Genomic DNA, 23,901 nt, shown 5'->3' on the forward strand with positions numbered 1-23,901 from the left:
GGCGGGGTGGAAGATACAGCAATGCCAATTCGTAGTCAAAGGGGTAATGATCATGAATCGCAATTACAAGAAACTGGCTGCTCTAATGCTGTGCAGCGGGCTGCTGCTTACGGCTTGCGGCGGAAACGCCAACAACAGCAAGGACGGAGCAGACAAAGCGGCAGCCGGCGCTGGAGCAAATGGGGGAACGCAGGCCAAAACGAAGATCTCCTGGCTCAACGTTCTGCATACCGCTTCACCGCCAACCGATACCGTTCTGAACAAAATTGAAGAATTCACCAACGCGGACATCGAGTTTTCCTGGATTCCCGATGCTTCCAAGGAAGAGCGGATCAACACCTCACTGGCCTCCGATTCCCTAGCAGATATCGTAACGCTGACGATTCTCGATAACTCTTCGGTCCGCAATGCATTGAAATCCGGCATGTTCTGGGAGGTAAGCCCGTATCTCGACGAATTCCCGAACCTGGCAGCGATTTCCCGGGATACCCGCAGCTCAGCCTCCATTGAAGGCAAGCTGTACGGCGTGCCGTTCCAGAAGTCCAAAGCCAGAAACGGAGTCATTATCCGCAAGGACTGGCTGGATAAGCTGGGGCTTGCCGTTCCCAAAACAACCGCCGAGCTGAAGGAAGTTGCGAAAGCGTTTACCGAACAAGACCCGGACGGCAACGGCAAAAAGGATACCACCGGATTCATGGACCGCAGCGACCTGGTGTACGGGGCATTCAAAACGCTCGGCTCCTATTTCGGAACCCCGAACAACTGGGCGGTGGATAATGCCGGTGTAATGACGCCCGAATTCGCAACGGAGGGCTACATCCAGACGATGGACTATATGAAAGCCCTGTATGACGGCGGCTACATTAACCAGGACTTTGCCGTGACGGCTAAAAACGATCAGCAGCAGAATTTCGCGCAAGGAAAAGCCGGCATTTATGTAGGCGCACTGTTTGACAGCAAAAACCTGCTGAACCTGGCCAAAGGCATCCAGGACGGCATGGAGCTGGTGATGGTCAATGACATCACTTCCACCGGCAAACCTGAAGACCGGGCCATCTGGTCATCGAGCAATGGCATCGGCGGCCTGCTGTCCTTCCCGAAATCGGAGGTTAAGGATGAGGCCGAACTGAAGCGGCTCCTGAAATTTGTCAACGACCTGATGAGCGATGAAGTGTATGCTCTGATGACATATGGTATCGAAGGCGTGCATTATACAGCAGATGCAGACCTCGCGGTAACCATCAAGGATACCGATCTGTGGCAGCAGGAGGTACAGCCGTTTGCGGCTTCCCGTCCGAATGAAACCGGATACAAGATCCATGATGCCGATCCGCTGAAAGTGGAGGCCGAACGGCTGATCCAGGAGAATGCGGAATACGGGGTACTGAACCCGGCCTATTCGCTTGAATCCGAAACCAATACTGCACAAGGCTCCGAACTCCAGAAGATTATCACTGACGCAACCTATAAATACATTCTCGGTAAAATCGGTCTGGATGAATTCAAAGGCGAAATTGATCAATGGAAGAAATCCGGCGGCAGCAAAATCATTTCCGAATACGAGGCTGCCTACAAAGCTGTAAACCCGTAAGAAGAGCGAAATTAATTCATACGCTTGGTACTTCATATCCTATCGGATTCTTAAGAGCAGTGCTTCTCCCTTTACTGGAGAGTCGCTGCTCTTTGTTTTTGGCTTTTCCTTCAGAGGAGAGCCTTCGCAGGTGCTGCTTCGGTAATGTCGTTGGCAATTGAATTTCCTTTATAAACAAAAGAAGGGAATTTAAGGGTTTATGCAGAATGTATTAAACTTACATATACGGCAGTTAGAACATTAAAAGGCAAGTTTGGTTAGGGAATGCCAAAATCACGATGGAAAAGAGAGGAGAGATTTTTTGATTAAGCGGTCTTTTTATTATTTGTGGGGGTCTCAGACGATCTCTAATATCGCAGATATTATCTACATTTTGAGTATAACGGTATTGGTGTTCAGCTCCAGCAACTCTCTAATGCAGACCACTTTAATTCCGTTGTTCCGTTTGTCTGCCCAAGTGGTTAGCGGGCTGGTCGCACCTATCATTCTCGGCCGGTTCAGGCTCACGCGGATTTTGCTGTTCTCCCAGCTTGGGCAGTTTGTCATTTTTACGCTGCTGCTGCTTTATTTACGGGCCGTGCCTGAGCAAAGGTCGTTTCTTTTTATTTTTATGCTGGTGTTTGGCATGTCGTTTCTGGATGGCTGGACCAATCCGGCGCGGAATGCGCTGATTCCCCGCTTAGCCGCCGGTGAGGGGCTCATGCGCGCCAATGGCTTGACGGCAGTCAGTGATCAAGTCGTTAAATGTGCAGGCTGGGCGCTCAGCGGGATTATTGTAGCCTGGCTCGGTACATTGAATACGCTTCTGATCGCATCCTGCTGCTATTTGGTGGCTGCAACTGTCACCTCATTCATTCGTGATCCGCTGGATCATCAGAAATCAGGCTCCGAAGCTCCAGCATCCGCTGCCCGTCCGGCAGCAGCCGAATCCAAAGGAGGGTATTGGAAAGAACTTGGGGAAGGGTGGAGGATTATCTGGCATAACCGCCGCATTCGTTCTCTGATGATCGTGGACAGCATAGACACCGTTGGAGGAACCTCCTGGCTTGGTGTATTTATTCTCGCGTATGTGACTCAGGTGCTGCATAAGGACGCAAGCTGGTGGGGGTTCATGAATGCCTCGTTCTTTTCCGGTACGATTCTAGGCGGGGTGCTTGTTGTCGGCTTGGTTAAACGGCTGCAAAAGAACAGCTTTTTGTACATGCTTGGAGCATTGTTTGTGTATGTGCTGATTACAGTAGTATTTGCTCTCAATACGATCCCGGCTGCTGCGCTTGTTCTTTTTGCTGTCTCAGGTTTACCGGTGCAAATGGCTGGAATTATTCGCCGTACCCTGCTGCAGACAAGCGCTCCGGCTGTTCAGCTCCCAAAAGTGATGGCAGGCATTGATGTGCTCACGAACCTTGCCTTTGGCTTATCATTGTTGTTCTTGGGATGGTATGCAGACCGCTTTGGAATGGTACAAGTGTATCTGCTGGCTGCGGCTATGACGACAATTGCTGTCTTGATCGGGTGGTTCTACCGGAGGGAGTTTCAGGAACGTGAGCAAGCGGGTCATCCAGCTGTCATGGACGAAAGGGTAAGCAGCTGAGACCTGTAGCGGGTCCGTCCTTGCGGAAAATGAGCCATTCAAGGATTTCTGTCCTCATTCTTGGGGTTGAATTGACTTTCAGGTAGGATTGGTATGCCAAGTAAGTTATACTGATACCAAAAGTTTATTCAAGCTCCAGAGGAGGTACATACATGAATTATTCTTTTTCCAACCGTATCGCGGCGCTGCAGCCGTCCATTATCAGAGAAATTTTGAAAGCGACATCGGGCCAGGATGTGATCCCGTTTTCTGCAGGCAATCCGGCCCCGGAGACCTTTCCGATCGAAGCTATCCGGTCGTTTACGAGAGACATTCTGGAACAAGACCCGGTGACGGCGCTCCAGTACGGGATAACAGAGGGATATTCCCCCTCCGTCAGGCGCTGACTGATCATTTAAGATCAGGATTCAATACGGGAAAAGATGCAGACGGCCTGTTCATCGTATCCGGTGCCCAACAGGGGATAGAGCTGGCTTGCAAAGTATTCTGCAACGAAGGCGACACGATTATTTGTGAGAGTCCCAGCTTTATTGGCTCGCTCAATTCATTCCGCTCTTCCGGCGCAAGGCTGGTTGGCGTTCCGATGGAACCGGACGGAATCAGTCTTGACAGGCTGGAGCATGCCCTTAAGACAGAGCCCAATGTAAAGCTGCTGTATTTGATTCCAAGCTTCCAGAATCCGACGGGAATCACAACAAGCCTGGAGAAACGGAAAGCGGTTTATACGCTGGCTAAAAAGTATGGTGTTGTCATTCTTGAAGACAATCCTTACGGAGAGCTGCGCTTTGGCGGGGAAGATGTACCGACGATCAAATCGCTGGATGATGAAGGCTTGGTGATCTATGTGGGATCGTTCTCCAAAATTTTGTCCGCCGGCCTGCGCGTGGGGTTTGTTCTCGCCCCGGATGAAATCATTCAGAAAATGGTGGTTGCCAAGCAGGGGGAGGATGTGCATACGGCAATGCTTCCGCAAATTCTGGCGTACAAGTTCATGAAGGAATACGATTACGCAGGCCACGTCCGGCGGATCCGGGAGGTCTATCTCCGAAAATGCACGCTGATGACGGACAGCATTAAGCAATATACAGAGGGTTCAATGGCATTTACCCGGCCCGATGGGGGATTGTTTCTATGGTGCGAACTGCCTGAGAGTATAACGATGCTGGATTATTGTAAAAAGGCGGCGGCACACGGGGTTGCTGTCGTTCCGGGAACAGCGTTCCTTGTTGATCCGGATGAGCCCTGCAACGCAATAAGACTGAATTTCTCTACGCCTTCAGATGAACAAATCGTGAAGGGGATTCAAATTTTGGGCCAGCTCTAAGGGAATGAGCCGGCTTCTGCGCTGGACATATTAAGCACACCGCTGATTCCGGTCAGCGGTGTTTTTTTTGGATGGCGTGCCCAGAAGTACGCATTATCTAGTTGGTGAAAGTCCAACCAAGGGAGGGACCAAGCCACCTTTGTAGCTAGGATGCTTGCATATGGCGAAATCTGTGTGTAAAAGCGCATCGACAAAAGTATCAGTCAGAGACTGGGCGAGCAACAATCCAGGCCGCAACATCAAGTGAATCCTGCCGCGTCGTCAAAAAGGCCCTGCGAAGGGGAACAGAGGGAGCCGAGTCCCGCAACTATGGACGAAGGCCAAGGAAACTGTGCAGAACTTGGAACAGCAGTGAAGAACCCTCCGGCGTAATGGGAACGGCATGGATTGAAAGATAGTGCAGTGAACTGGGGAGACCCTCCCCCACACGGGAGAATTTTTTTTTGTAGGAACCCGTAAAGAGACGCTCTATAAGTCCAGAAGACGAAGTGAACCGTCTGTGGGAAGGGAGTCCGAGGGGCTCATAGTACCGAAGAACCTAAGGACAACATAACCTTAGGGAGGGAAGGAGCCCTGCTTTGTTTATGCTTTTGGAGGAGGTACGAGTGAGTGAATGCCAAAGGGCTAACGACACCAAAGGAAAAAGTTCAAGAACTCCAAGAAAAGCTAGGTCATGCGGCCAAGGAGAACAGCAAGCGTAAATTCCATGCCCTGTACGACAAAATCCACCGCTGGGACGTGCTGTGCGAAGCCTGGAAACGGGTGAAGGCGAATAAGGGGGCTGCAGGAGTAGATGCCGTGACGCTCGCAGATATTGAGGAACAAGGAGAAACAAGCTTCCTCAAGGCTTGCGAGAGAGAATTGAAAGAAGGCAACTACTATCCCCAGCCCGTACGGCGGCACTTTATCCCAAAGAAAGACGGGAAGCTAAGACCGCTGGGCATACCCACTGTTCGCGACCGAGTCATACAGATGGCAACTAAGCTGGTAATTGAACCCATCTTCGAAGCAGACTTCGAAGAAGTCTCTTACGGATTTCGTCCGAAACGAAGTGCGAAAGGAGCGTTGGAACGAATTCGGAAAGCCTGCAACCGCAAAGGGAATTGGGTAGTCGACGTCGATATCCAAGGTTACTTCGACAATATTAATCAAGAGAAGCTCATGAAATTGATACAGATGCGTATCAATGACAGGCGGATCCTGAAATTAATACGGAAGTGGCTACAGGCGGGAGTCATGGAAGAAGGAAACGTAAAGCGATCTGATTTAGGCACTCCGCAAGGTGGCGTCATTTCACCGCTGCTGGCGAATATCTACCTGCACTACTTTGACCGATTGTGGGAGAAACACGGAAGTGGATTGGGAGAGCTGACAAGGTATGCAGACGACTTTGTAGTGGTCTGCAAAACCAAAAAGGACGCCGAACATGCGTATGAACTCATACGCAGAATCATGGAACGTCTGGAACTCACCCTACACCCGACGAAAACCCGAATTGTAGGCTTGTGGACAGGAGACGAAGGGTTCGACTTTTTAGGAATGCACCACCGAAAAACGAAAGCAGAAACTTCTCAAGGGAAGGTATATTATACCACGCAACAGTGGCTAACGAAGAAGGCAGAGGAACGGATCCGAGGCGTGGTCAAAAACAGATTAGCACCGCCGAGCATGCGCTCAAGATCGTTCGCGGAACAGGTGGAATGGCTCAATCCAAAAATTCAAGGATGGAGAAATTACTACTACACGAACTATAGCCAAAAGAGGTTAACTAAGCTGGATTGGTATATTTTGCAGAGATTAACCCGGTGGTATGCGAAGAAGAGACAACGTAGAAGATGGATGAGTTCATTATCTGAGGTTAAGTATATTGCCAACATGTATGGACTGAAAACGCTATTGTGATCTGCATGCCCATGAATGACAAACATCGGAAAGCCGTATGAGGGAAAACCTCACGTACGGTTTGATGAGGAGGGGCTGGTTTAAATCCAGCCCTTTACTCTAGGCGTGCCCAGAAGTACGCATTATCTAGTTGGTGAAAGTCCAACCAAGGGAGGGACCAAGCCACCTTTGTAGCTAGGATGCTTGCATATGGCGAAATCTGTGTGTAAAAGCGCATCGACAAAAGTATCAGTCAGAGACTGGGCGAGCAACAATCCAGGCCGCAACATCAAGTGAATCCTGCCGCGTCGTCAAAAAGGCCCTGCGAAGGGGAACAGAGGGAGCCGAGTCCCGCAACTATGGACGAAGGCCAAGGAAACTGTGCAGAACTTGGAACAGCAGTGAAGAACTCTCCGGCGTAATGGGAACGGCATGGATTGAAAGATAGTGCAGTGAACTGGGGAGACCCTCCCCCACACGGGAGAATTTTTTTTTGTAGGAACCCGTAAAGAGACGCTCTATAAGTCCAGAAGACGAAGTGAACCGTCTGTGGGAAGGGAGTCCGAGGGGCTCATAGTACCGAAGAACCTAAGGACAACATAACCTTAGGGAGGGAAGGAGCCCTGCTTTGTTTATGCTTTTGGAGGAGGTACGAGTGAGTGAATGCCAAAGGGCTAACGACACCAAAGGAAAAAGTTCAAGAACTCCAAGAAAAGCTAGGTCATGCGGCCAAGGAGAACAGCAAGCGTAAATTCCATGCCCTGTACGACAAAATCCACCGCTGGGACGTGCTGTGCGAAGCCTGGAAACGGGTGAAGGCGAATAAGGGGGCTGCAGGAGTAGATGCCGTGACGCTCGCAGATATTGAGGAACAAGGAGAAACAAGCTTCCTCAAGGCTTGCGAGAGAGAATTGAAAGAAGGCAACTACTATCCCCAGCCCGTACGGCGGCACTTTATCCCAAAGAAAGACGGGAAGCTAAGACCGCTGGGCATACCCACTGTTCGCGACCGAGTCATACAGATGGCAACTAAGCTGGTAATTGAACCCATCTTCGAAGCAGACTTCGAAGAAGTCTCTTACGGATTTCGTCCGAAACGAAGTGCGAAAGGAGCGTTGGAACGAATTCGGAAAGCCTGCAACCGCAAAGGGAATTGGGTAGTCGACGTCGATATCCAAGGTTACTTCGACAATATTAATCAAGAGAAGCTCATGAAATTGATACAGATGCGTATCAATGACAGGCGGATCCTGAAATTAATACGGAAGTGGCTACAGGCGGGAGTCATGGAAGAAGGAAACGTAAAGCGATCTGATTTAGGCACTCCGCAAGGTGGCGTCATTTCACCGCTGCTGGCGAATATCTACCTGCACTACTTTGACCGATTGTGGGAGAAACACGGAAGTGGATTGGGAGAGCTGACAAGGTATGCAGACGACTTTGTAGTGGTCTGCAAAACCAAAAAGGACGCCGAACATGCGTATGAACTCATACGCAGAATCATGGAACGTCTGGAACTCACCCTACACCCGACGAAAACCCGAATTGTAGGCTTGTGGACAGGAGACGAAGGGTTCGACTTTTTAGGAATGCACCACCGAAAAACGAAAGCAGAAACTTCTCAAGGGAAGGTATATTATACCACGCAACAGTGGCTAACGAAGAAGGCAGAGGAACGGATCCGAGGCGTGGTCAAAAACAGATTAGCACCGCCGAGCATGCGCTCAAGATCGTTCGCGGAACAGGTGGAATGGCTCAATCCAAAAATTCAAGGATGGAGAAATTACTACTACACGAACTATAGCCAAAAGAGGTTAGCTAAGCTGGATTGGTATATTTTGCAGAGATTAACCCGGTGGTATGCGAAGAAGAGACAACGTAGAAGATGGATGAGTTCATTATCTGAGGTTAAGTATATTGCCAACATGTATGGACTGAAAACGCTATTGTGATCTGCATGCCCATGAATGACAAACATCGGAAAGCCGTATGAGGGAAAACCTCACGTACGGTTTGATGAGGAGGGGCTGGTTTAAATCCAGCTCTTTACTCTAGTAGGCTGCACTGTAGCGGTTTCAATTTTCTGGTTCCAATTATTTAGAATTTGTGATATTATTTATGCGAACTTACGTTCTTAAGATCAATCCCCGACGAAGGGTGGACCTTACAGTGACAGAACGGTTTGCAGAGATTGACGGCGTTATCGCCTATATTCACCAGCATATGTATGATCATCTTCCGCTGGAGCGCCTGGCCCGCTACGCCGGTTACAGTCCTTATCATTTTGCCCGCATCTTCAAAGAACGGACCGGACTTTCCCCGCTGTATTATGTTTCCTCCCACCGCCTGCAGCGGGCGAAGGACCTGCTGCTGCGCACAGGACTTACCGTCCGCGATATTTCGCTGGAGATCGGGCAGCAGAGCCTCGGGACCTTCACGTCCCGTTTTGCCGCCAGGGTCGGGATGTCTCCGGCAGAGTTCCGCAATTCAGTCCAATTTGCCGGAGATCAGATGAGCTCGCTGAGGAAGCTGCAGGACTGGCGGTCTGCTTATCCAATCAGCAGGCTGCCTTCTTCCGTACACGGGACGATTTCCGCTGAGGTTCCTTTTGACGGGGTTACTCTAATTGGCCTCTTCGCCAAACCGATACCCGAGGGACTGCCTCTGTACAGCACCCTTCTCCCCTCCCTGGGGCATTTTCACTTCGATCATGTTGCGCCCGGGACTTATTACCTGCTTGCCACCTCTATTTCCTGGGGCACGCGGACGCTGGATTTCCTGCTTTCGCATGCCACATTGCGTACCCGGTCGAAGATTCCGATCCATGTAGGGCCGGGTTCTCTGGTGCCGTATCAGCAGGTGACTCTGCATCCCCCAAGACTGGACGATCCTCCGATTCTCATTTCGCTACCGCTGCTCATGAGCCGTTTCCTGAACCGGATTGCGGTTAGATAGCCGGGCGGCCTCTATCGTGTTAACATTTTCGCAACAGATTCTTTACGGTCCGCATACAAAAGTGAAGAGAGCATTTAATATCCAGCTTCTACAATGAGTGTGTTAGTAAAATATACCTATTGTATGTTGAAGCTTGATATGAAGGGATGATTCGCTTGAAGGGAAACCCGCTGCACTTTTCTATGAAATGGAAGCTGATTTTAAGCTTTCTGGTCATTGCGCTTATTTTTCTGGGCGTGGCTGTGTACCAAGGAAATAAGATCGGACAAGTGGAGCTTTCTATGGAAAAGCAAAAAACGGAGATGGAAAACAGGATCACTGTCTCAACGGTTACTAAGCTGCTGCAGGAACTGAACCGTGCTGAAACGGCGCTTGCCGAAGCCAATGATCCGGAGCTGGCAGCCCCGCTTGTGGACAAGCAGCAGGAGCTTGCCCGGGAAATGGCCAAAATACATTTTGAGGCCGCAACCCCTGCACTCACAATCCTTGAACTGCTGCGGACCCAGACTGGAGAATACAGCGGGATCATGGATCAACTGGTTCAGACCCTGGGAGACGACAGCCTCGATCCATTGACGGTACTGGAACGGACAGATGAATTACATACGAAGGCATTGGCACTGAGCCAGTCTATGCTGGAGACGAACGGCAAGCTGTATGCGGCAGCGGCGGATAATGCCGAGCGGGCGCAGAGTTATTCTTTTCTTTTGCTGGACCATACCGTTTCAGTTGTTATCTATGCGGCAGGGGGAGTATTCCTGTTCATGCTGCTGCTCGGCTGGCTGCTGATCCGTTCTTTTGTGTCGCCGGTCGGTAAGCTGCAGGCAGCCCTGCGGGAGATTGCCGAAGGAGATTTGCGGCAGCAGATCAACTCCCCCTATAACGATGAGCTTGGCCGGCTGAGCCACCATTTCGATCATATGGTGCGCCGGGTGCGCGACATGCTGCGGCAGACCTTAAGCGCGGCCTCTTCCCTGGCGGATTATTCGCACTCATTTCAGCAATCCTCCACCATTACCGCCCATACCAATCAGGATATTCTTCGCACCATCCAGGAGATTTCCGCAGGGGCGGAGCAGCAGGCGGTGCAGTCAGAACAGAGTACGGTGCTGCTGCAGGAACTGGAACGCGGGGTTCAGGAGATTACCGATTATACGGATATGATGCTCTCAACGAGTGAAACGGCTAATCGGAATACGCGCAAAGGCTCAGATACGGTTACCGCGCTCCGGGAGATTTCCCGGCATTCCCGGGATTCCATCACGAAGGTATATGAGGCGCTGGAAACGCTCGTCCGGCAGTCCGGCGATATTTCGCGTATCACTAATTCCATTACGGAAATTTCCAAGCAGACGAATATTCTTTCCCTGAACGCCGCCATTGAAGCAGCACGGGCAGGAGCTTCGGGTAAAGGCTTTGCCGTCATCGCGGACGAGGTCCGGCATTTGTCTGTGCAGACGAACGATTCCTCTATACATATCAGCAAGATCATCAGTGAGCTGCAGGACAGCATGGCGGGTTTCCAGAAATATATGCTGGGGACCAAAAAAAACCTGGAGGCGCAGGATCACCAGGTGGTGGAGACGCTTGCTTCCTTCGAGGCCATTGACGAATCAATTACCGGGATCAGCCGCCAGATCGGGCAAATTCACCAGAAGGTGGAGCAGACCCGGCACATCAATTCCCGGCTGGCCGAATCTGTGCATTCTGTAGCGGCTGTAGCCGAGCAGACGGCAGCGGGCGTGGAAGAGGTCAACGCTTCCAGCACCCAGCAGGATCAGGCGATCAGTGATATTGCCCGGCAGGCTGTGGAGATCAACGAAATTTCGCAGCAGCTGTTCCGGGAAATTAATGTGTTCCAAATCGCAGAAGAGACCGGAGCGGGTGCCCCGGCCGGCCAACTGCTTATTATGGAAGAAACCAGAGCTGAGAGTGAGGAGACAGGTCCGCTACTCGCGATCGCGGAGTGAAGCAGCCAGCTCCGTTGCCAGTTCCCTGACCAGCTCCGGGAACCACTCCGCCAGCTTCAGAAACCGGAAGCCCGCCCCGCGGGCTTTTGCTGTATCCATGTACCAGGATTCTTCGATTCCAAACGGCGACATATCCTGGGCAGCTGTTTCGCTTAGAACCACCGCCTCCCGTCCTGTCTTCTGCCCGATGATGTTAAGGACCTCCCCGATTGCAAGCGTCCCGTCCGAGCAGGCATTCACAGGCCCCGCAAGCTGGGAGAAGCCCAGCCCGTACAGGAAATCCGCTGCCTCATCGGAACGGATGAACGAAATAAGCGCCCCCGGATTCGGGATGCCGATTGCTTTTCCTTTCAGCACATGCTCAATATGAAAATGCAGCCGCTTCGTATAATCATCCGTACCGAGCACAATCGGAAACCGGACCGCAGCGGCCGGAAAAGCGGCTTGCGTCAAGAGTACCGTTTCCGCCAGTCTTTTGCCTTCCTGGTAGTTGAAATCTTCCTTTGCGCCAAGCCGCAGCGGATAGGACAGCGGATCAAAATCCGCTTCGCGGAGAATTTCGGGTCCGGGGTCATACACCGACAGGCTGGAGGTCAGGACGTAACGTTTGGCAGTCTCCGCAAATATGCGGCTGGCCGCAGCCGCCTCATCGGGAGAATAACAGATGTTGTCATAGACCACATCCCACACGGTATCTCCCACAGCCTCGGCAAGTGCCTTGGCATCCGTGCGGTCCACGTTCAGCCGGTTCACACGGCCGCCAAAGCCGTCCTTTGTGATTCCTCTTGTAAGAATCGTGACCTGGGTGTCTGCATCCTGGAGCAGGCGTTCCACCAACCGTTTGCCAAAAAAACGGGTTCCCCCGAGTACAAGTATATTCCTCATGTTATACACTCCTTCTTAAACAGAGTCACGCTATAAATGATCCATATATTCAAAACTTATTCTGAATTCAGGACTGAACGCACTATTCTATTGCACTTTCTGCAGCAGAATGCGATTCGGCGCAGAGCACTGAAGGAATCTATTGCAGAAAGTGCAGTCATATCAAAAATGACCATTGTTATCTGATATAAGCTCCGCTACAGCGCGGCATGTAAGCCGCCAAGCGCAGCGCCGTCATATTTCCGCATATTATGCTGCCATCCGCAGGCCGGACATCCCGCCAGCCGTCATGCTGGTGCCGGAGCTTCCCCGCCAAAACCCAGCATCTGCACAGTGCCGCTGCTGACCGCCATCGTCATCTCCGCCGCTGTCTCCCGGCGGAGCAGCTCCAGCATGACGGGAAGCTGGCCTTTTTCATAGGATTCCGCCAGCGCCTGGAGCAAAATCCGGAAATCCAGGTCCTGCGGCTGCGCAGGGCCATCATCCTCCGCGAGTTCTTTGCGGACCGCCCCGAGCGCCTGACGCGCCCGGTGCAGCGCCGCCTTGACGGCCCCTTCGGTGGTTCCAAGCATTTCTGCCGTTTCACCTGCCGGGTAATCAAGCACATCGCGCATTACGAAAACCGTTCTTTGCAGCGGGGATAAATGCCGGATCAGCGCCTGAAAAGCCAGCTCGATCTCAGACCGTCCGCTCTCCGGTGCTTGACCGGACATCTGGCCTTGAGTGAGCGCCGCCACAGCTTGCGTGTGTTCCAGCATACGTCCAAGCGAGGTTTTACGCCGCATGGCATCAATCCAGGTGTTTTTGGCGATCCGCAGCAGCAGCGCTTCGGGATTCGGGCTGTCTGCGAATTTTTTATAAGCAAGCGTTTTGGTCCAGGTGTCCTGGGCTAAGTCCTCGGCTTCAACACGGGAGCGGGTCAGCGACAGGCAATACCTGAACAGAGCCTCGCGGAGCGGCGGGAAACTTTGTTCATCCATTAATATGGCGGTGCTGTATGGTTCAAGGATCGACACCTGCGATCATCTCCTTTTTGCTCATCCTGGGTTTTCTGTTGCCTCTATTATATAAACGATCTGCACAATGTAAAAGATACGCTGTCTTCACAGTTATTTTGCCGGGATCTCTGCCGTATCCTTTGCAGGGCCCCATCCGTTTACAGGGTATCAACCAAAGCTACTCAAGGAGGCATGAACATGAGCGTAATACCTTATGTCATTGAACAAACAAACAAGGGGGAGCGTTCCTACGATATTTATTCCCGGCTGCTGAAGGACCGGATTGTGTTCGTAGGTGCGGCCATCGACGACCAGCTCGCAAACAGCATCATCGCCCAACTGCTGTTCCTGGCGGCAGACGAGCCGGATAAGGATATCCAGATGTATATCAACAGCCCGGGAGGTTCGACTACCGCAGGCTTCGGCATTTATGATACGATGCAGGTAATCAAACCGCAGGTCAGTACAATTTGCACCGGCTTTGCGGCTTCCTTTGCTTCCCTTCTGCTGCTGGCCGGAGCAACCGGCAAACGGTACGCACTGCCGAACAGCGAGATTATGATCCATCAGCCGCATGGCGGAGCTCAGGGCCAGGCCAGCGACATTGCCATCAGCGCACGCCGTATCCTGCAGATTAGGGAAAAGGTGGTACAGATCAGCGCAGAACGCACGGGACAGCCGGCGGAGAAGGTGGCGAAGGATATGGACCGGGATTATTTTATGTCGGCCCAGGAGGCGGTGGAATACGGCATTATTGACAAGGTCATTACCAAACTGTAAGCAGAGGAGCGGATTCTAAATGCTGGAAGCTTTAAAAGGCCAAGAGGTCAGTATGAATTTTCTGGATGGTTCAAGTATAAGAGGCGGTGTTCTGGAGGAAATCGACGAGCGGTTTGTCAAATATCGTACCGAATATCAGGTGCTGTATATTCCCATTACCTCGATCCGCGCTGTGGCTGTGGAGACGAAAGAGCGCGAGCGTCCGCGGGTCGGATTTGGACAATAGCAAGGAGAGGGAAAACATTCAATATTTAAAATCTGTTATTGATGATGAGATTTGGTATTTCGAAATTGACGGGCAGCAGACTGCTTACCGGCAGATTGTTGCCCGGCAAGAAGGGACCTGCCGTGTGTCCGGCAGCCCTGATTTTTACTTAACGGACCAGTCCGTTGAGTGGATGGAGGGAGATATCCCGATCGAATCCGCGGAATTTGAGGCGGTTTGGACCAAGGCCATGGCACCTTACCAGGAGGAATGGAACCGGACCAGGCAGAGGTATCCTGAAGGCAGGCGGGTGGCTGGTGTCATTATGTTTTTTCGATCCATGGCATTCATATTGCCTTATCTGACGGAGGTTATGCGGTGACAGCGTATGAGCCGGTCCGTTCCCGGGTGGATCACAGCTATCTGTACCCGCACTATCTTATTGAGGGCATAGTACAAGGAGTGGACGATGTTAACTGCTGGCTGGTTCTGGGCAATTGCACCATGAGCGGCGGTACAGACGGCAAAGAGACTATTCTGCAATTTTAAGGTTTTATCATTCAAGTGATTTTACAAGGCTATTCCCCGTTGTCCTGGAACGGAAGGAATGGCCTTTTTTGTCTGCCCCGGTAAAAATACTTTTTCCAGGCATTGTTATTGAGAATGGTTATCAATATAATTGATATATTATACAAAGCTCAACACGGGGGATGGTCAGCGATGAAAAAAACGGCAACACAGGCCGCAGGCCACAGGCAGCTTCGGGGCTGGGACAGGCTCTCCTTCAGGCTTTTGTCGGTTCAGACGGTAAAAGACAACGGGGAAGTGCAGCTCCCGCAGCAATTGCTCTTCTCCTATGCGCTGATCGTGGTGGCTGGCGGTGCAGCAGAACTACTGGTCGATCAAAAACAGTTTGAAATGACGGCTGCTTCAGCTGTGCTGTGCCTGCCTGAACAGACCTTCGGGACCGCCAGGCCGGCCCGGGGTGTGGAGATGTTTGTTTTTTATTTCGATGTATTTGAACACGGCGGGGCGGAAGACACCGGCATCTTACCCGTGAGGGACGCTCGGCTGTTCCCGGAGCAGGAAAATCTTGTGCTGAATGATATGAAGCATGTTCTTTCCATTGGGAGTGAGGTATCCGGCAAGGATCAGGCCTGTGGCCGCAATCTAAGCTTCCGCACACAAATCGATTTTCAGGAGCTGCTGTATCAGCTTCAAAATAACAGCGGCCAGCGTTCCAGGGATGCCCGTTCCGTGCTGGAGCAGGCCAAGCAATACATAGAAGCGCATTACACCGAACCGCTGACGGTGGAGCAGCTTGCCCAGACAGCAGAATTCAGCCCTAAATACTTCAATGACCTGTACAAGAAGAAATATGGCAAAAGCGCATTGGAATACGCTGCAGAGCTGCGGCTGCAGCAGGCCAAGCGAATGATGGCCCACAGCGGTGCCCGGCTGCGTGATATCGCCCATCAGGTGGGCTATGCGGATGAATTCTATTTCAGCCGCAAATTCAAGAAGATGATAGGCGTTCCGCCGGCAGTATATATGAAGAGCCGCCGCCGAAAGCTCGCAGCCTATACACCGGCGCTGCTTGGACAGCTGCTGCCGCTGAATATTGTCCCTTATGCGGCGGCGCTGCACCCGAAGTGGACGGAGTACTACTACCGGAACTACCGTGCAGATATTCCGGTGCATATCAGCGCGTACCGCAGCAACCGCGATTGGCAGGCCAATCTGGCGCTGCTGCGGCAAAGCTCTGCCGATCTGATCCTGGCAGCCGGTGAACTGCACACGGAGGAAAGAGCTGAACTGGAACGCATTGCTCCAGTCTATTATCTGCCTGCAGAAATGGAGGATTGGCGCGCACAACTGCTGCATCTGGCCCAGTATCTGGGCGAGAGCTGGCAGGCGGAGCAATGGCTGGCAACGTATGACTGGGAGGTGCGCACCGCCAAGGATCAGCTGCAGAGACAGCTGGGCGGTGAATCGGTTGTTGTGATCCGGATGCTGGGCAGCAGGCTGTATCTGCACTGCAACCGCGGAATGAGGGGGATGCTCTACCGTGAGCTGGAGCTGCGCACGGCTTATGAGAGTGAAACAGAACTCTATGATGTGCAGATTACTCCGGCAGAGCTTGCGTATGTGCCGGCAGATCATCTGCTGATGCTGATCCGCCGGGAGAGCGATACCCTGGGCGAGTGGAGCAGGCTGCAGAATGATCCGCAGTGGCTGAAGCTGCCCGCCGTGCAAAGGCATCGCGTGCATCTGCTGAATTCAGATCCCTGGCGTGAGAACTCTGCTTATGCCCAGCTGCGGATGCTGCGGCATATGCTTCAGCTGTTCCCGGTGAATCGTCCATAGTTGTTCGGTATTTTGTCCATGGTGAAAAGGCAGGCCCTTCGTTATACTCGAAAATGATAATCATTATCAATTAGATTAGCGGAAGGGGATCAACAAAAGATGAAAAGATCATTTTGGATAGCAGGGCTTGTAGTCTTGTTTGTATTGGCGCTAACGGCGTGTGGAGGAAAGGGCAACAATAATCAGACGGCAGACAGTGCGGCGACAAGCGGGGCAGCGGCAAATGCGGCACCGTCGGCAACAGCCGGAGCAGCGCAGGAGCCCTCATCATCTCCGGCCGAGGCGGAAAGCGCAACGCGAACGATTGAATACTTGGGCGAACAATATACAGTACCCGCAAAAACTGAAAGGATTGTAATCACAGGAGCCATGGAAGCGATGGAAGACGCACTGGTGCTGGATGTGCATCCGGTGGGTGCCATTACATTCGGCGGGGCTTTCCCGGAGCGGTTCGCCGCGATTACGGACCAGGCCGAATCGATTGGGAGAAAACCGAACCGAACTTCGAAACCATTCTCAAGCTGAAGCCGGATGTGATTCTCGGTACGACGAAATTCAAGTCTGAAGTGGTAGAGCAGCTGAAGAAAATCGCTCCGCTTATTCAGGTTTCGCATATTTCCGGCAACTGGGAAGCGAATCTGATTCTGATGGGCGAGCTGACAGGCAAACAGGACCAGGCTCAAGCAGAAATTGCTAAATACAAAGCGGATCTGGACAGTGCCAAGGCACAGCTCGGAGACAAGCTGAAGAACCAGAAGGTAGTAGCTCTGCGTATCCGTGCGGGACAAATGTTTATCTACCCGGCTAATGTATTTATTAACCCTATTCTATATGAAGGCCTGGGTCTGAGCGTTCCGTCAGAAGTGGAGGCGGCTAAAGCGCAGGAAGCCATTTCGGTGGAGCAGCTGGCGGCAATAAATCCGGATATTCTGTTCCTGCAGTTCGCTGCGGATGAAAATGCGGAGGCCGCTACAGCGCTGAAGGATCTGCAGAATAACCCGATTATTCAAAAAATCAATGCGATGAAAAATGATAAAACCTTCGTGAATGTGATTGATCCATTGGCTGAAGGCGGACCGGCGTGGAGCCGTGTGCAATTCCTGAAGGCTGCCGCAGAACAGCTTAACAAATAATCCAAGTATGCGTAAAAGAGTGAGATGACATGAAATGGACTGCCGGAGCCAAGACCTCCTCCCTGCTGATGGCGGGAGCTCTGCTTATTCTATTGATCAGCCTGTTGTCACTGCTGTATGGCACCAAATCCATTAGCTATGAGACGGTTTGGAATGCGCTGTTTCACCCGGACCCGGAGAATATCGATCACCTGATCATACGAACCTCGCGGATTCCCCGGGCAGTGGGCGCGCTGCTGATCGGAGCTTTTCTGGCTGTGTCAGGGGCGCTTATGCAGGGAATGACCCGGAATTATCTGGCGTCTCCTTCGATTATGGGCATCAGCGACGGATCGGTATTTGCCGTTACGTTATGCATGGTGTTTCTGCCCGGGGTTTCCTCCCTGTCCCTGATCCTGTATTCCCTGGCCGGTTCGGCGCTGGGGGCGGTTCTCGTCTTCGGCACGGCCAAACTGCTTCCCGGCGGGGCTTCGCCTCTTACATTGGCTGTGCTGGGTACGATCATTGGCACGTTTCTCGGCGGGGTTTCCCAAGCACTTGCCACCTATTTCCAGGTGTCGCAGAATATCAGCTTCTGGTACAATGCCCGCCTGCATGCGATGGACCCGGTTTTAATAAAGCTGGCACTCCCGTTTGCTGCTGTAGGGCTGGTGCTCGCGCTGCTGATGGCCCGCCCCGTGGCCATGCTTGCGCTTGGAGATGAAACGGCATCAGGTCTGGGACTGAAAGTGAATGCTGTTAAAGGCCTGACCATGCTCAGTGTGGTCATTTTAACGGGTATCTCAGTAGCAATAGCCGGTAAAATCGCTTTTATCGGCTTGATTATTCCGCATATCACCCGCTATCTGGCAGGACAGGATTACCGCAAAATCATTCCTTTTTCCGCCGTGCTCGGTGCATTATTCCTGGCTCTGTGCGACTTGATCAGCCGGTTCATGAACTTTCCGTTCGAGACGCCGATCGGGGTCGTAACCGCACTGTTTGGCGTGCCCTTCTTCCTGTATTTAATCAAGACAAGAGGGGGCGGTTCACGTGAATAAGCGCAGGTTACCGCCGGCGCCGAAGAGCAGGATCTTTTGGATGTTGTTTTTGCTGATGGGTGCCCTGACATTATGCGGCATGTATGTCAGTCTGACGAACGGCATGTTTGATATTTCGGCCGCCAATGTCGTCCGTACACTGCTGCGGATTCATCCGAACGCGGATCACGATCTGGTGATCTTTGATTTCCGGCTGCCCCGCATTGTATTGGGTGCGCTGGTCGGATTTGGTCTGGGGGTTGCGGGGGCGGTGCTGCAGGGCATCACCCGCAATCCGCTGGCTGATCCGGGGATTCTCGGCATTCACGCTGCTGCGGGCACTTTTGTCGTAGTGTTCATGTTCTTCACCGCAGGCACAATGAAGGCTCCGGACTGGCTGTCGGTGCTGACCATGCCCGTGTTCGGCTTCCTCGGCGGACTGGCCGCTATCGTTCTGCTCTTCCTCTTTGCGAGGCGGGCTGGAGAATTTGATCCGCAGCAGCTGATTCTGGTGGGGATCGCTCTGGCCTCCGGGTTCGGTGCGATTACGCTGTACGTCTCGCTGAAGATGGACCCGCAGAATTTTGAGATGGCCGCCGTCTGGCTGGCCGGAAGTGTCTACAACGCTAATTGGAGACAAATCCTGTCGGCTTTGCCATGGCTCGTGGTTCTTATTCCGGTAATCTGGAGACGCGCAGCGGTTCTGGATCTGCTTCAGCTGCATGAAGTGAGTGTCAAGGGAGTGGGCGTAGCGTCTGGCAGAGAACGGCAGGTTCTGCTGCTCTGCTGTGTCGGTCTGGTCAGCGCCTGTGTATCGGTGTCGGGAAGCATCGGATTTGTAGGCCTGATCGCCCCTCATATTGCCCGACGTCTGGTCGGCAACAGCTACCGGTACATCGTCCCGCTGTGCGGAATGATCGGGATGCTGATGGTTGTTTTATGTGATTTTATCGGTAAAACAATATTTGCTCCCGCCCAGCTCCCGGTGGGGATTGTGGTTTCAATAATTGGCGTGCCGTACTTTCTGTTCCTGCTGTTCAAGACACGGAAACAATAGGCTGCGATGCGGCGGCAGTAACGCGCGAATACGCTTTGGGAAAGGACACTTCATGTATGGAAGGAACATTTAGGCGGGAAGTGGTTCAGGGCCGCGGACTGCTGATTTATTTGCCGCTCACCTATGGCGAAGAAGGCCGGAGATACCCGGTCGTATATCTGCAGGATGAAGGAAGCGTCATGAAGCACACGGCCAATTATCTGGAGCATCTGTTTATCGCCGGAGAGCTGCCGGAGCTGATCTTTGTCGGAATTGTTTCCCCTGACCGCAATCATGAATATACCCCGTGGCCGTCTCCGGCGGTCATGCCGGGTTCGCCTGATTTTGGCGGAGGCGGGGGCGGTTATCTGAAGGAACTGGTGGAGGTCATCAAGCCTTATATCGACAGGCAGTATGCCACCTTGCCGGGAAGCAGCGATACCGGGCTGATCGGCTGCTCTCTCGGAGGCTTAATCTCTATGTTCGCTTATTATCTGTACCCGGATACTTTCGGCCGGATCGGGCTGCTCTCCGCTTCGTTCTGGTACGAAGGGCTGCTGGAGTATATGCGGACGAATCCGGCGCCCCGTTCAGGGCGGAAACTCTACATGTACGTCGGGGAGCTGGAGGGATTGTACAAAACCAACGTGCAGAAGCAAATGGTGCCAAAGACTCTCGAGGCGCATAGGCTGCTGCTGGAACAAGGGTTAGGTGAAGAGGAGCTGCGCTTCGATAGGGACCGGCAGGGAACCCATGACAGTGTGTTTTTCAGCCGTCAGCTGCCCGCGGCCTTGAAATGGCTGTTTGGAGCGGAGGCGTAATGGCAGCAATTGCGGGATTTAAGTGGAAAAAGGAAAATTAATTGGGCAATCCCGATTAGTTAACCTTTTTCCACTTGGCATTGCCGGAGGGACCACGTGAAGTCCCCAAGGCAACAATATACTTAAATCCACAACGGCTGCGTTGTCCAGTGAAGGACGGCGCGGCTGTTTGGTTTGGCCAAAAGAAAAAGTGCCTTCTATTACATTACCAAGCTCATCATATTCCGGCGGCAGCGGGTAATTATTTGTTTTGCGCATTGGCTTGGGATGTTCACCGTTATGATGACGGGTATTGGATTAACAGGACTACATATAATAGTAACAATGACCGGAAGATTCTGGTGATGCAGCGGCCGGCGGCAGCATGACAGTTAATATAGGAAGGAAAACGGGTAAAAGAATATATTGCGCCGTGCAACAGACAGGATAGGCAGGCAAGATCAGACGGGTCAGGTACGGGATGAGGAAAATGTATTATGAACTAGACAGCTGCTGTGATACAATAGTCTAGTTGTCCTGGTCCGTGAAGTTCCATTTTTTATCGTGCTTTGACACACACTGGGATTTGAAGAACAATCCGCAGGAAAATGGAGCATTTCAGTGTATTTCCATGCGTTCGGGAGTATTAACAGGAAAAACAGAAGATTTTACAGTCTCGGTATCAATTTTTGTCGGTTTTTATTGATTTATTGCTGTGCATTCTGTATAATCAGCCTTGTTGATTTTTCAAATGGAATAGCCAAATGCTTCCTAAGCAAGTTTTGTACGAAGCTATTCTTATGAAGCAACGCTGACAACACTTTTAGGAGGTAATCAATTTTGGGAAAAGCGTTAATTATTGGCGCTGGCGGTGTAGCAAGCGTTGTTGTTCATAAATGCTGCCAGAACCCGGATGTATTTGAAGAGATCTGCATAGCGAGCAGAACCCTCGCGAAATGTGAGGCTCTGAAAGATAAATTGGCCGGAGGCCAGACGAAGATTTCTACGGCGCAGCTTGATGCAGATAACACGGATGAGGTAATCGAACTGATCAAGAGCTTCCAGCCGGATGTCGTGATTAATGTCGCTCTCCCATATCAGGACCTGACCATTATGGATGCCTGCCTGGCAACGGGAGTGCACTATGTCGATACCGCCAACTACGAACCGCAGGATACAGCGAAATTCGAATATTCCTGGCAGTGGGCATATAAAGAAAGATTCGAAAAGGCCGGAATTACCGCGCTGCTCGGCAGCGGCTTTGACCCGGGTGTAACCGGCGTGTTCACAGCGTATGCGCAAAAGCACTATTTTGACGAAATCCACACCATTGACATTGTTGACGCCAATGCGGGCGACCACGGTTATCCGTTTGCCACCAATTTCAATCCTGAAATCAATATTCGTGAAATCACCGCCAACGGACGTTACTTCGAGAACGGCGAATGGATCGAAACGCCGCCGCTGTCCGAAAAGAAAGTCTACGATCTCCCGGAGATCGGTCCGAAGGATATTTACCTGCTGTACCATGAAGAGCTGGAATCCCTGGCTGTTAACATCCCGGGCGTGAAGAAAATCCGCTTCTGGATGACCTTCTCGCAGAACTACCTGACTCACTTGAAGGTGCTTGAAAATGTAGGCATGACCTCCATTGAGCCGATTGTGTATGAAGGCAAAGAGATTATTCCTTTGCAGTTCCTGAAGGCAATTCTGCCTGACCCGGCTTCTCTCGGACCAAGAACCAAAGGCAAAACCAACATTGGCTGCATTATCCAGGGCACCAAAGACGGCCAGCCAAAAACTTATTACGTGTACAATGTCTGCGATCATGAGGAATGCTACAGAGAGGTTGGCTCCCAGGCCATTTCCTACACCACCGGCGTACCTGCAATGATCGGAGCCATGCTCATTATAAAAGGCATCTGGAAGAAACCGGGCGTATATAACGTGGAGGAATTCGATCCGGACCCATTCATGGAAGCTCTGAACAAACACGGTCTGCCTTGGCAAGAAGATTTCTCGCCAACGCTGCTGGATTAGGCGTAAGGCAATGAAGGATATAAATATTGACATCAGCACGCTTCCGTCGCCTGCCTATCTGGTTGACGAACGGCTGCTGAAGAAGAACCTGGAAACCTTGAACTATGTGCAGGAGAAGACCGGGGCCAAGATTCTTCTGGCGCAAAAAGGATTTTCGATGCACGCGCTGTATCCGCTGGTCGGCAAATACCTGCACGGAGTGACCTCCAGCTCCTTGTTCGAAGCCAGACTCGGGTATGAAGAGATGGGCAAAGAGGTGCATGTCTATGCACCTGCTTACATGGACCGCGAGTTCGATGAACTGCTCAGCTATACGGATCATATTGTGTTCAATTCATTCGACCAGTGGGCCCGGTTCAAGAACCGGGTTCAGAGTGCGCCCAAAGCGATCAGCTGCGGCATCCGCGTCAATCCGGAGTACTCCGAGATTGAAGTGCCGCTGTACGATCCTTGCTACAACTACTCCCGCATGGGTGTAACGCTGCCGAATTTCCGGCCGGAAGAGCTAGACGGCATTGACGGCCTGCATTTCCATACCATGTGCGAGCAGAACTCCGACACACTGGAGCGTACGCTCAAGGTGGTTGAGGAGAAGTTCGGACAATATCTGCATGGCATGAAATGGCTTAACTTCGGCGGGGGACATCATATTACCCGTCCGGATTATGACCTGGAGACGCTGATCCGATGCATTCTCCATATGAAAGAAACCTATAATGTGCAGATCTACCTTGAGCCTGGTGAGGCGGTTGCGCTGAACACCGGGTATCTGGTAGCAACCGTGCTGGACACCATGCACAATGGAATGGATATCGCCATCCTGGATACTTCGGCAGAATGCCATATGCCGGATGTGCTGGCGATGCCATACCGTCCGGGTATTATAGGCGCAGGTGAGCCGGGGGAATATCCGTATACGTACAGACTCGGCGGCATGACCTGCCTGGCAGGCGATATCATCGGGGATTATTCCTTCAAGGAGCCGCTCAAGTACGGCGACAAGCTGGTGTTCCTCGACATGGCACATTATTCCATGGTCAAGAACCATATGTTCAACGGCGTGAACCTGCCGGCCATCGCTTCGTATAACGATGAAGAGGGCCTTAAAGTGATCCGGGAGTTTGAATACAGCGATTTCAGCGGCCGGTTGTCTTAAACGATTATAACGATTATTCAACAGGACATTCTGATGTACCATGTCAAGTGGTTATCAGAATGTCTTTTTGTGCTGTTTCGCTGAATGAATTACCTTGGCTTAATGCGGTGAGATCCCCTCAATGATCCATATAAAATATTAATGAATTGAATTGAAGTTATACAAAAATA

Annotated in this window: 21 protein-coding genes and 1 pseudogene; 19 read left to right on the top strand and 3 right to left on the bottom strand. The window is 51.8% G+C overall.

The genetic code is table 11. The features are described 5' to 3' along the window. Positions 1-52: 52 nt before the first annotated feature. From JI735_RS21020 to JI735_RS21050, 8 genes are all read left to right on the top strand, one after another. Positions 53-1,591: an extracellular solute-binding protein gene (locus JI735_RS21020; RefSeq protein WP_039835012.1), complete on the top strand. Its 1,539-nt coding sequence runs from the start codon at positions 53-55 to the stop codon at positions 1,589-1,591. A 301-nt stretch (positions 1,592-1,892) separates the two neighbouring features. Then, complete coding sequence (locus JI735_RS21025) at positions 1,893-3,182, top strand: MFS transporter (protein ID WP_039835011.1); 1,290 nt, start codon at positions 1,893-1,895, stop codon at positions 3,180-3,182. Between the two features lie 152 nt (positions 3,183-3,334). Beyond that, complete coding sequence (locus JI735_RS36130) at positions 3,335-3,568, top strand: hypothetical protein (RefSeq protein WP_233476550.1); 234 nt, start codon at positions 3,335-3,337, stop codon at positions 3,566-3,568. Further along, positions 3,565-4,506 carry an aminotransferase-like domain-containing protein gene (locus JI735_RS21030; RefSeq protein ID WP_233476506.1) on the top strand — a complete coding sequence of 314 codons (942 nt, stop codon included), beginning with the start codon at positions 3,565-3,567 and terminating at the stop codon, positions 4,504-4,506. The genes JI735_RS36130 and JI735_RS21030 overlap by 4 nt, the downstream gene beginning before the upstream one ends. A 609-nt stretch (positions 4,507-5,115) precedes the next feature. Further along, positions 5,116-6,408 (top strand): group II intron reverse transcriptase/maturase, encoded by a 1,293-nt coding sequence (ltrA, locus tag JI735_RS21035; protein ID WP_202676244.1) that lies wholly within the window; start codon positions 5,116-5,118, stop codon positions 6,406-6,408. 638 nt (positions 6,409-7,046) lie between these two features. Then, positions 7,047-8,339 (top strand): group II intron reverse transcriptase/maturase, encoded by a 1,293-nt coding sequence (ltrA, locus tag JI735_RS21040; protein WP_202676388.1) that lies wholly within the window; start codon positions 7,047-7,049, stop codon positions 8,337-8,339. A 271-nt stretch (positions 8,340-8,610) separates the two neighbouring features. Further along, positions 8,611-9,342, top strand: a complete 732-nt coding sequence (locus tag JI735_RS21045; protein WP_051051834.1) for a helix-turn-helix transcriptional regulator — start codon at positions 8,611-8,613, stop codon at positions 9,340-9,342. A gap of 182 nt (positions 9,343-9,524) precedes the next feature. Next, the gene (locus tag JI735_RS21050; protein ID WP_202676389.1) at positions 9,525-11,312 is read left to right on the top strand and encodes a methyl-accepting chemotaxis protein; all 1,788 of its coding nucleotides are present in this window, start codon (positions 9,525-9,527) and stop codon (positions 11,310-11,312) included. Here JI735_RS21050 and JI735_RS21055 read toward each other — a convergent pair. Both JI735_RS21055 and JI735_RS21060 read right to left on the bottom strand, forming a co-directional pair. After that, entirely contained in the window at positions 11,292-12,197 is a 906-nt protein-coding gene (locus tag JI735_RS21055) for an NAD-dependent epimerase/dehydratase family protein (RefSeq protein WP_039835772.1), read from the bottom strand. The genes JI735_RS21050 and JI735_RS21055 overlap by 21 nt on opposite strands. 287 nt (positions 12,198-12,484) lie before the next feature. Continuing rightward, positions 12,485-13,213 carry an RNA polymerase sigma factor gene (locus JI735_RS21060; RefSeq protein WP_202676390.1) on the bottom strand — a complete coding sequence of 243 codons (729 nt, stop codon included), beginning with the start codon at positions 13,211-13,213 and terminating at the stop codon, positions 12,485-12,487. 174 nt (positions 13,214-13,387) lie between these two features. On the opposite strand from JI735_RS21060, the gene clpP reads away from it, so the two are divergent. From clpP to JI735_RS21105, 9 genes and pseudogenes are all read left to right on the top strand, one after another. Beyond that, the gene (gene clpP, locus JI735_RS21065) at positions 13,388-13,975 is read left to right on the top strand and encodes an ATP-dependent Clp endopeptidase proteolytic subunit ClpP (RefSeq protein WP_267918957.1); all 588 of its coding nucleotides are present in this window, start codon (positions 13,388-13,390) and stop codon (positions 13,973-13,975) included. Positions 13,976-13,994: 19 nt separating this feature from the next. Then, complete coding sequence (locus JI735_RS21070; protein WP_039835774.1) at positions 13,995-14,201, top strand: hypothetical protein; 207 nt, start codon at positions 13,995-13,997, stop codon at positions 14,199-14,201. Then, positions 14,191-14,562: a hypothetical protein gene (locus tag JI735_RS21075; RefSeq protein ID WP_202676391.1), complete on the top strand. Its 372-nt coding sequence runs from the start codon at positions 14,191-14,193 to the stop codon at positions 14,560-14,562. Before JI735_RS21070 ends, JI735_RS21075 begins: the two co-directional genes overlap by 11 nt. Next, positions 14,559-14,729: a hypothetical protein gene (locus JI735_RS21080; RefSeq protein ID WP_202676392.1), complete on the top strand. Its 171-nt coding sequence runs from the start codon at positions 14,559-14,561 to the stop codon at positions 14,727-14,729. The genes JI735_RS21075 and JI735_RS21080 overlap by 4 nt, the downstream gene beginning before the upstream one ends. A gap of 171 nt (positions 14,730-14,900) precedes the next feature. Further along, the gene (locus JI735_RS21085) at positions 14,901-16,547 is read left to right on the top strand and encodes a helix-turn-helix domain-containing protein (RefSeq protein ID WP_202676393.1); all 1,647 of its coding nucleotides are present in this window, start codon (positions 14,901-14,903) and stop codon (positions 16,545-16,547) included. A 99-nt stretch (positions 16,548-16,646) separates the two neighbouring features. Then, a pseudogene (locus JI735_RS21090) lies at positions 16,647-17,680 on the top strand (ABC transporter substrate-binding protein). A gap of 29 nt (positions 17,681-17,709) precedes the next feature. Beyond that, positions 17,710-18,720: a FecCD family ABC transporter permease gene (locus JI735_RS21095; protein WP_039835781.1), complete on the top strand. Its 1,011-nt coding sequence runs from the start codon at positions 17,710-17,712 to the stop codon at positions 18,718-18,720. A 40-nt stretch (positions 18,721-18,760) separates the two neighbouring features. Next, positions 18,761-19,756 (top strand): FecCD family ABC transporter permease, encoded by a 996-nt coding sequence (locus tag JI735_RS21100; RefSeq protein ID WP_233476507.1) that lies wholly within the window; start codon positions 18,761-18,763, stop codon positions 19,754-19,756. A gap of 56 nt (positions 19,757-19,812) precedes the next feature. Then, positions 19,813-20,556 (top strand): alpha/beta hydrolase, encoded by a 744-nt coding sequence (locus JI735_RS21105; RefSeq protein ID WP_039835787.1) that lies wholly within the window; start codon positions 19,813-19,815, stop codon positions 20,554-20,556. A gap of 18 nt (positions 20,557-20,574) precedes the next feature. Here the strand turns inward: JI735_RS21105 and JI735_RS21110 are convergent, their stop codons facing one another. After that, positions 20,575-20,814: a hypothetical protein gene (locus JI735_RS21110; RefSeq protein ID WP_157771393.1), complete on the bottom strand. Its 240-nt coding sequence runs from the start codon at positions 20,812-20,814 to the stop codon at positions 20,575-20,577. Positions 20,815-21,375: 561 nt separating this feature from the next. Here JI735_RS21110 and JI735_RS21115 point away from each other — a divergent pair. Both JI735_RS21115 and nspC read left to right on the top strand, forming a co-directional pair. Then, positions 21,376-22,575, top strand: a complete 1,200-nt coding sequence (locus tag JI735_RS21115) for a saccharopine dehydrogenase family protein (protein WP_039835788.1) — start codon at positions 21,376-21,378, stop codon at positions 22,573-22,575. 19 nt (positions 22,576-22,594) lie between these two features. Next, complete coding sequence (gene nspC / locus JI735_RS21120) at positions 22,595-23,731, top strand: carboxynorspermidine decarboxylase (RefSeq protein ID WP_039835798.1); 1,137 nt, start codon at positions 22,595-22,597, stop codon at positions 23,729-23,731. The last annotated feature ends 170 nt before the right edge of the window (positions 23,732-23,901 follow it).

The sequence above is a fragment of the Paenibacillus sonchi genome (genome assembly GCF_016772475.1).
GTDB classification, from domain to species: domain Bacteria; phylum Bacillota; class Bacilli; order Paenibacillales; family Paenibacillaceae; genus Paenibacillus_AQ; species Paenibacillus_AQ sonchi.

What these genes read in the sequence shown, in the direction of transcription:
- JI735_RS21020 (WP_039835012.1), top strand. Translation starts at nt 53, where the DNA reads ATGAATCGCAATTACAAGAAACTGGCTGCTCTAATGCTGTGCAGCGGG.
- JI735_RS36130 (WP_233476550.1), top strand. Translation starts at nt 3,335, where the DNA reads ATGAATTATTCTTTTTCCAACCGTATCGCGGCGCTGCAGCCGTCCATT.
- JI735_RS21045 (WP_051051834.1), top strand. Translation starts at nt 8,611, where the DNA reads ATGTATGATCATCTTCCGCTGGAGCGCCTGGCCCGCTACGCCGGTTAC.
- JI735_RS21050 (WP_202676389.1), top strand. Translation starts at nt 9,525, where the DNA reads ATGAAATGGAAGCTGATTTTAAGCTTTCTGGTCATTGCGCTTATTTTT.
- JI735_RS21055 (WP_039835772.1), bottom strand. Translation starts at nt 12,197, where the DNA reads ATGAGGAATATACTTGTACTCGGGGGAACCCGTTTTTTTGGCAAACGG.
- clpP (WP_267918957.1), top strand. Translation starts at nt 13,388, where the DNA reads ATGAACATGAGCGTAATACCTTATGTCATTGAACAAACAAACAAGGGG.
- JI735_RS21070 (WP_039835774.1), top strand. Translation starts at nt 13,995, where the DNA reads ATGCTGGAAGCTTTAAAAGGCCAAGAGGTCAGTATGAATTTTCTGGAT.
- JI735_RS21085 (WP_202676393.1), top strand. Translation starts at nt 14,901, where the DNA reads ATGAAAAAAACGGCAACACAGGCCGCAGGCCACAGGCAGCTTCGGGGC.
- JI735_RS21095 (WP_039835781.1), top strand. Translation starts at nt 17,710, where the DNA reads ATGAAATGGACTGCCGGAGCCAAGACCTCCTCCCTGCTGATGGCGGGA.
- JI735_RS21100 (WP_233476507.1), top strand. Translation starts at nt 18,761, where the DNA reads ATGTTGTTTTTGCTGATGGGTGCCCTGACATTATGCGGCATGTATGTC.
- JI735_RS21105 (WP_039835787.1), top strand. Translation starts at nt 19,813, where the DNA reads ATGGAAGGAACATTTAGGCGGGAAGTGGTTCAGGGCCGCGGACTGCTG.
- JI735_RS21110 (WP_157771393.1), bottom strand. Translation starts at nt 20,814, where the DNA reads ATGCGCAAAACAAATAATTACCCGCTGCCGCCGGAATATGATGAGCTT.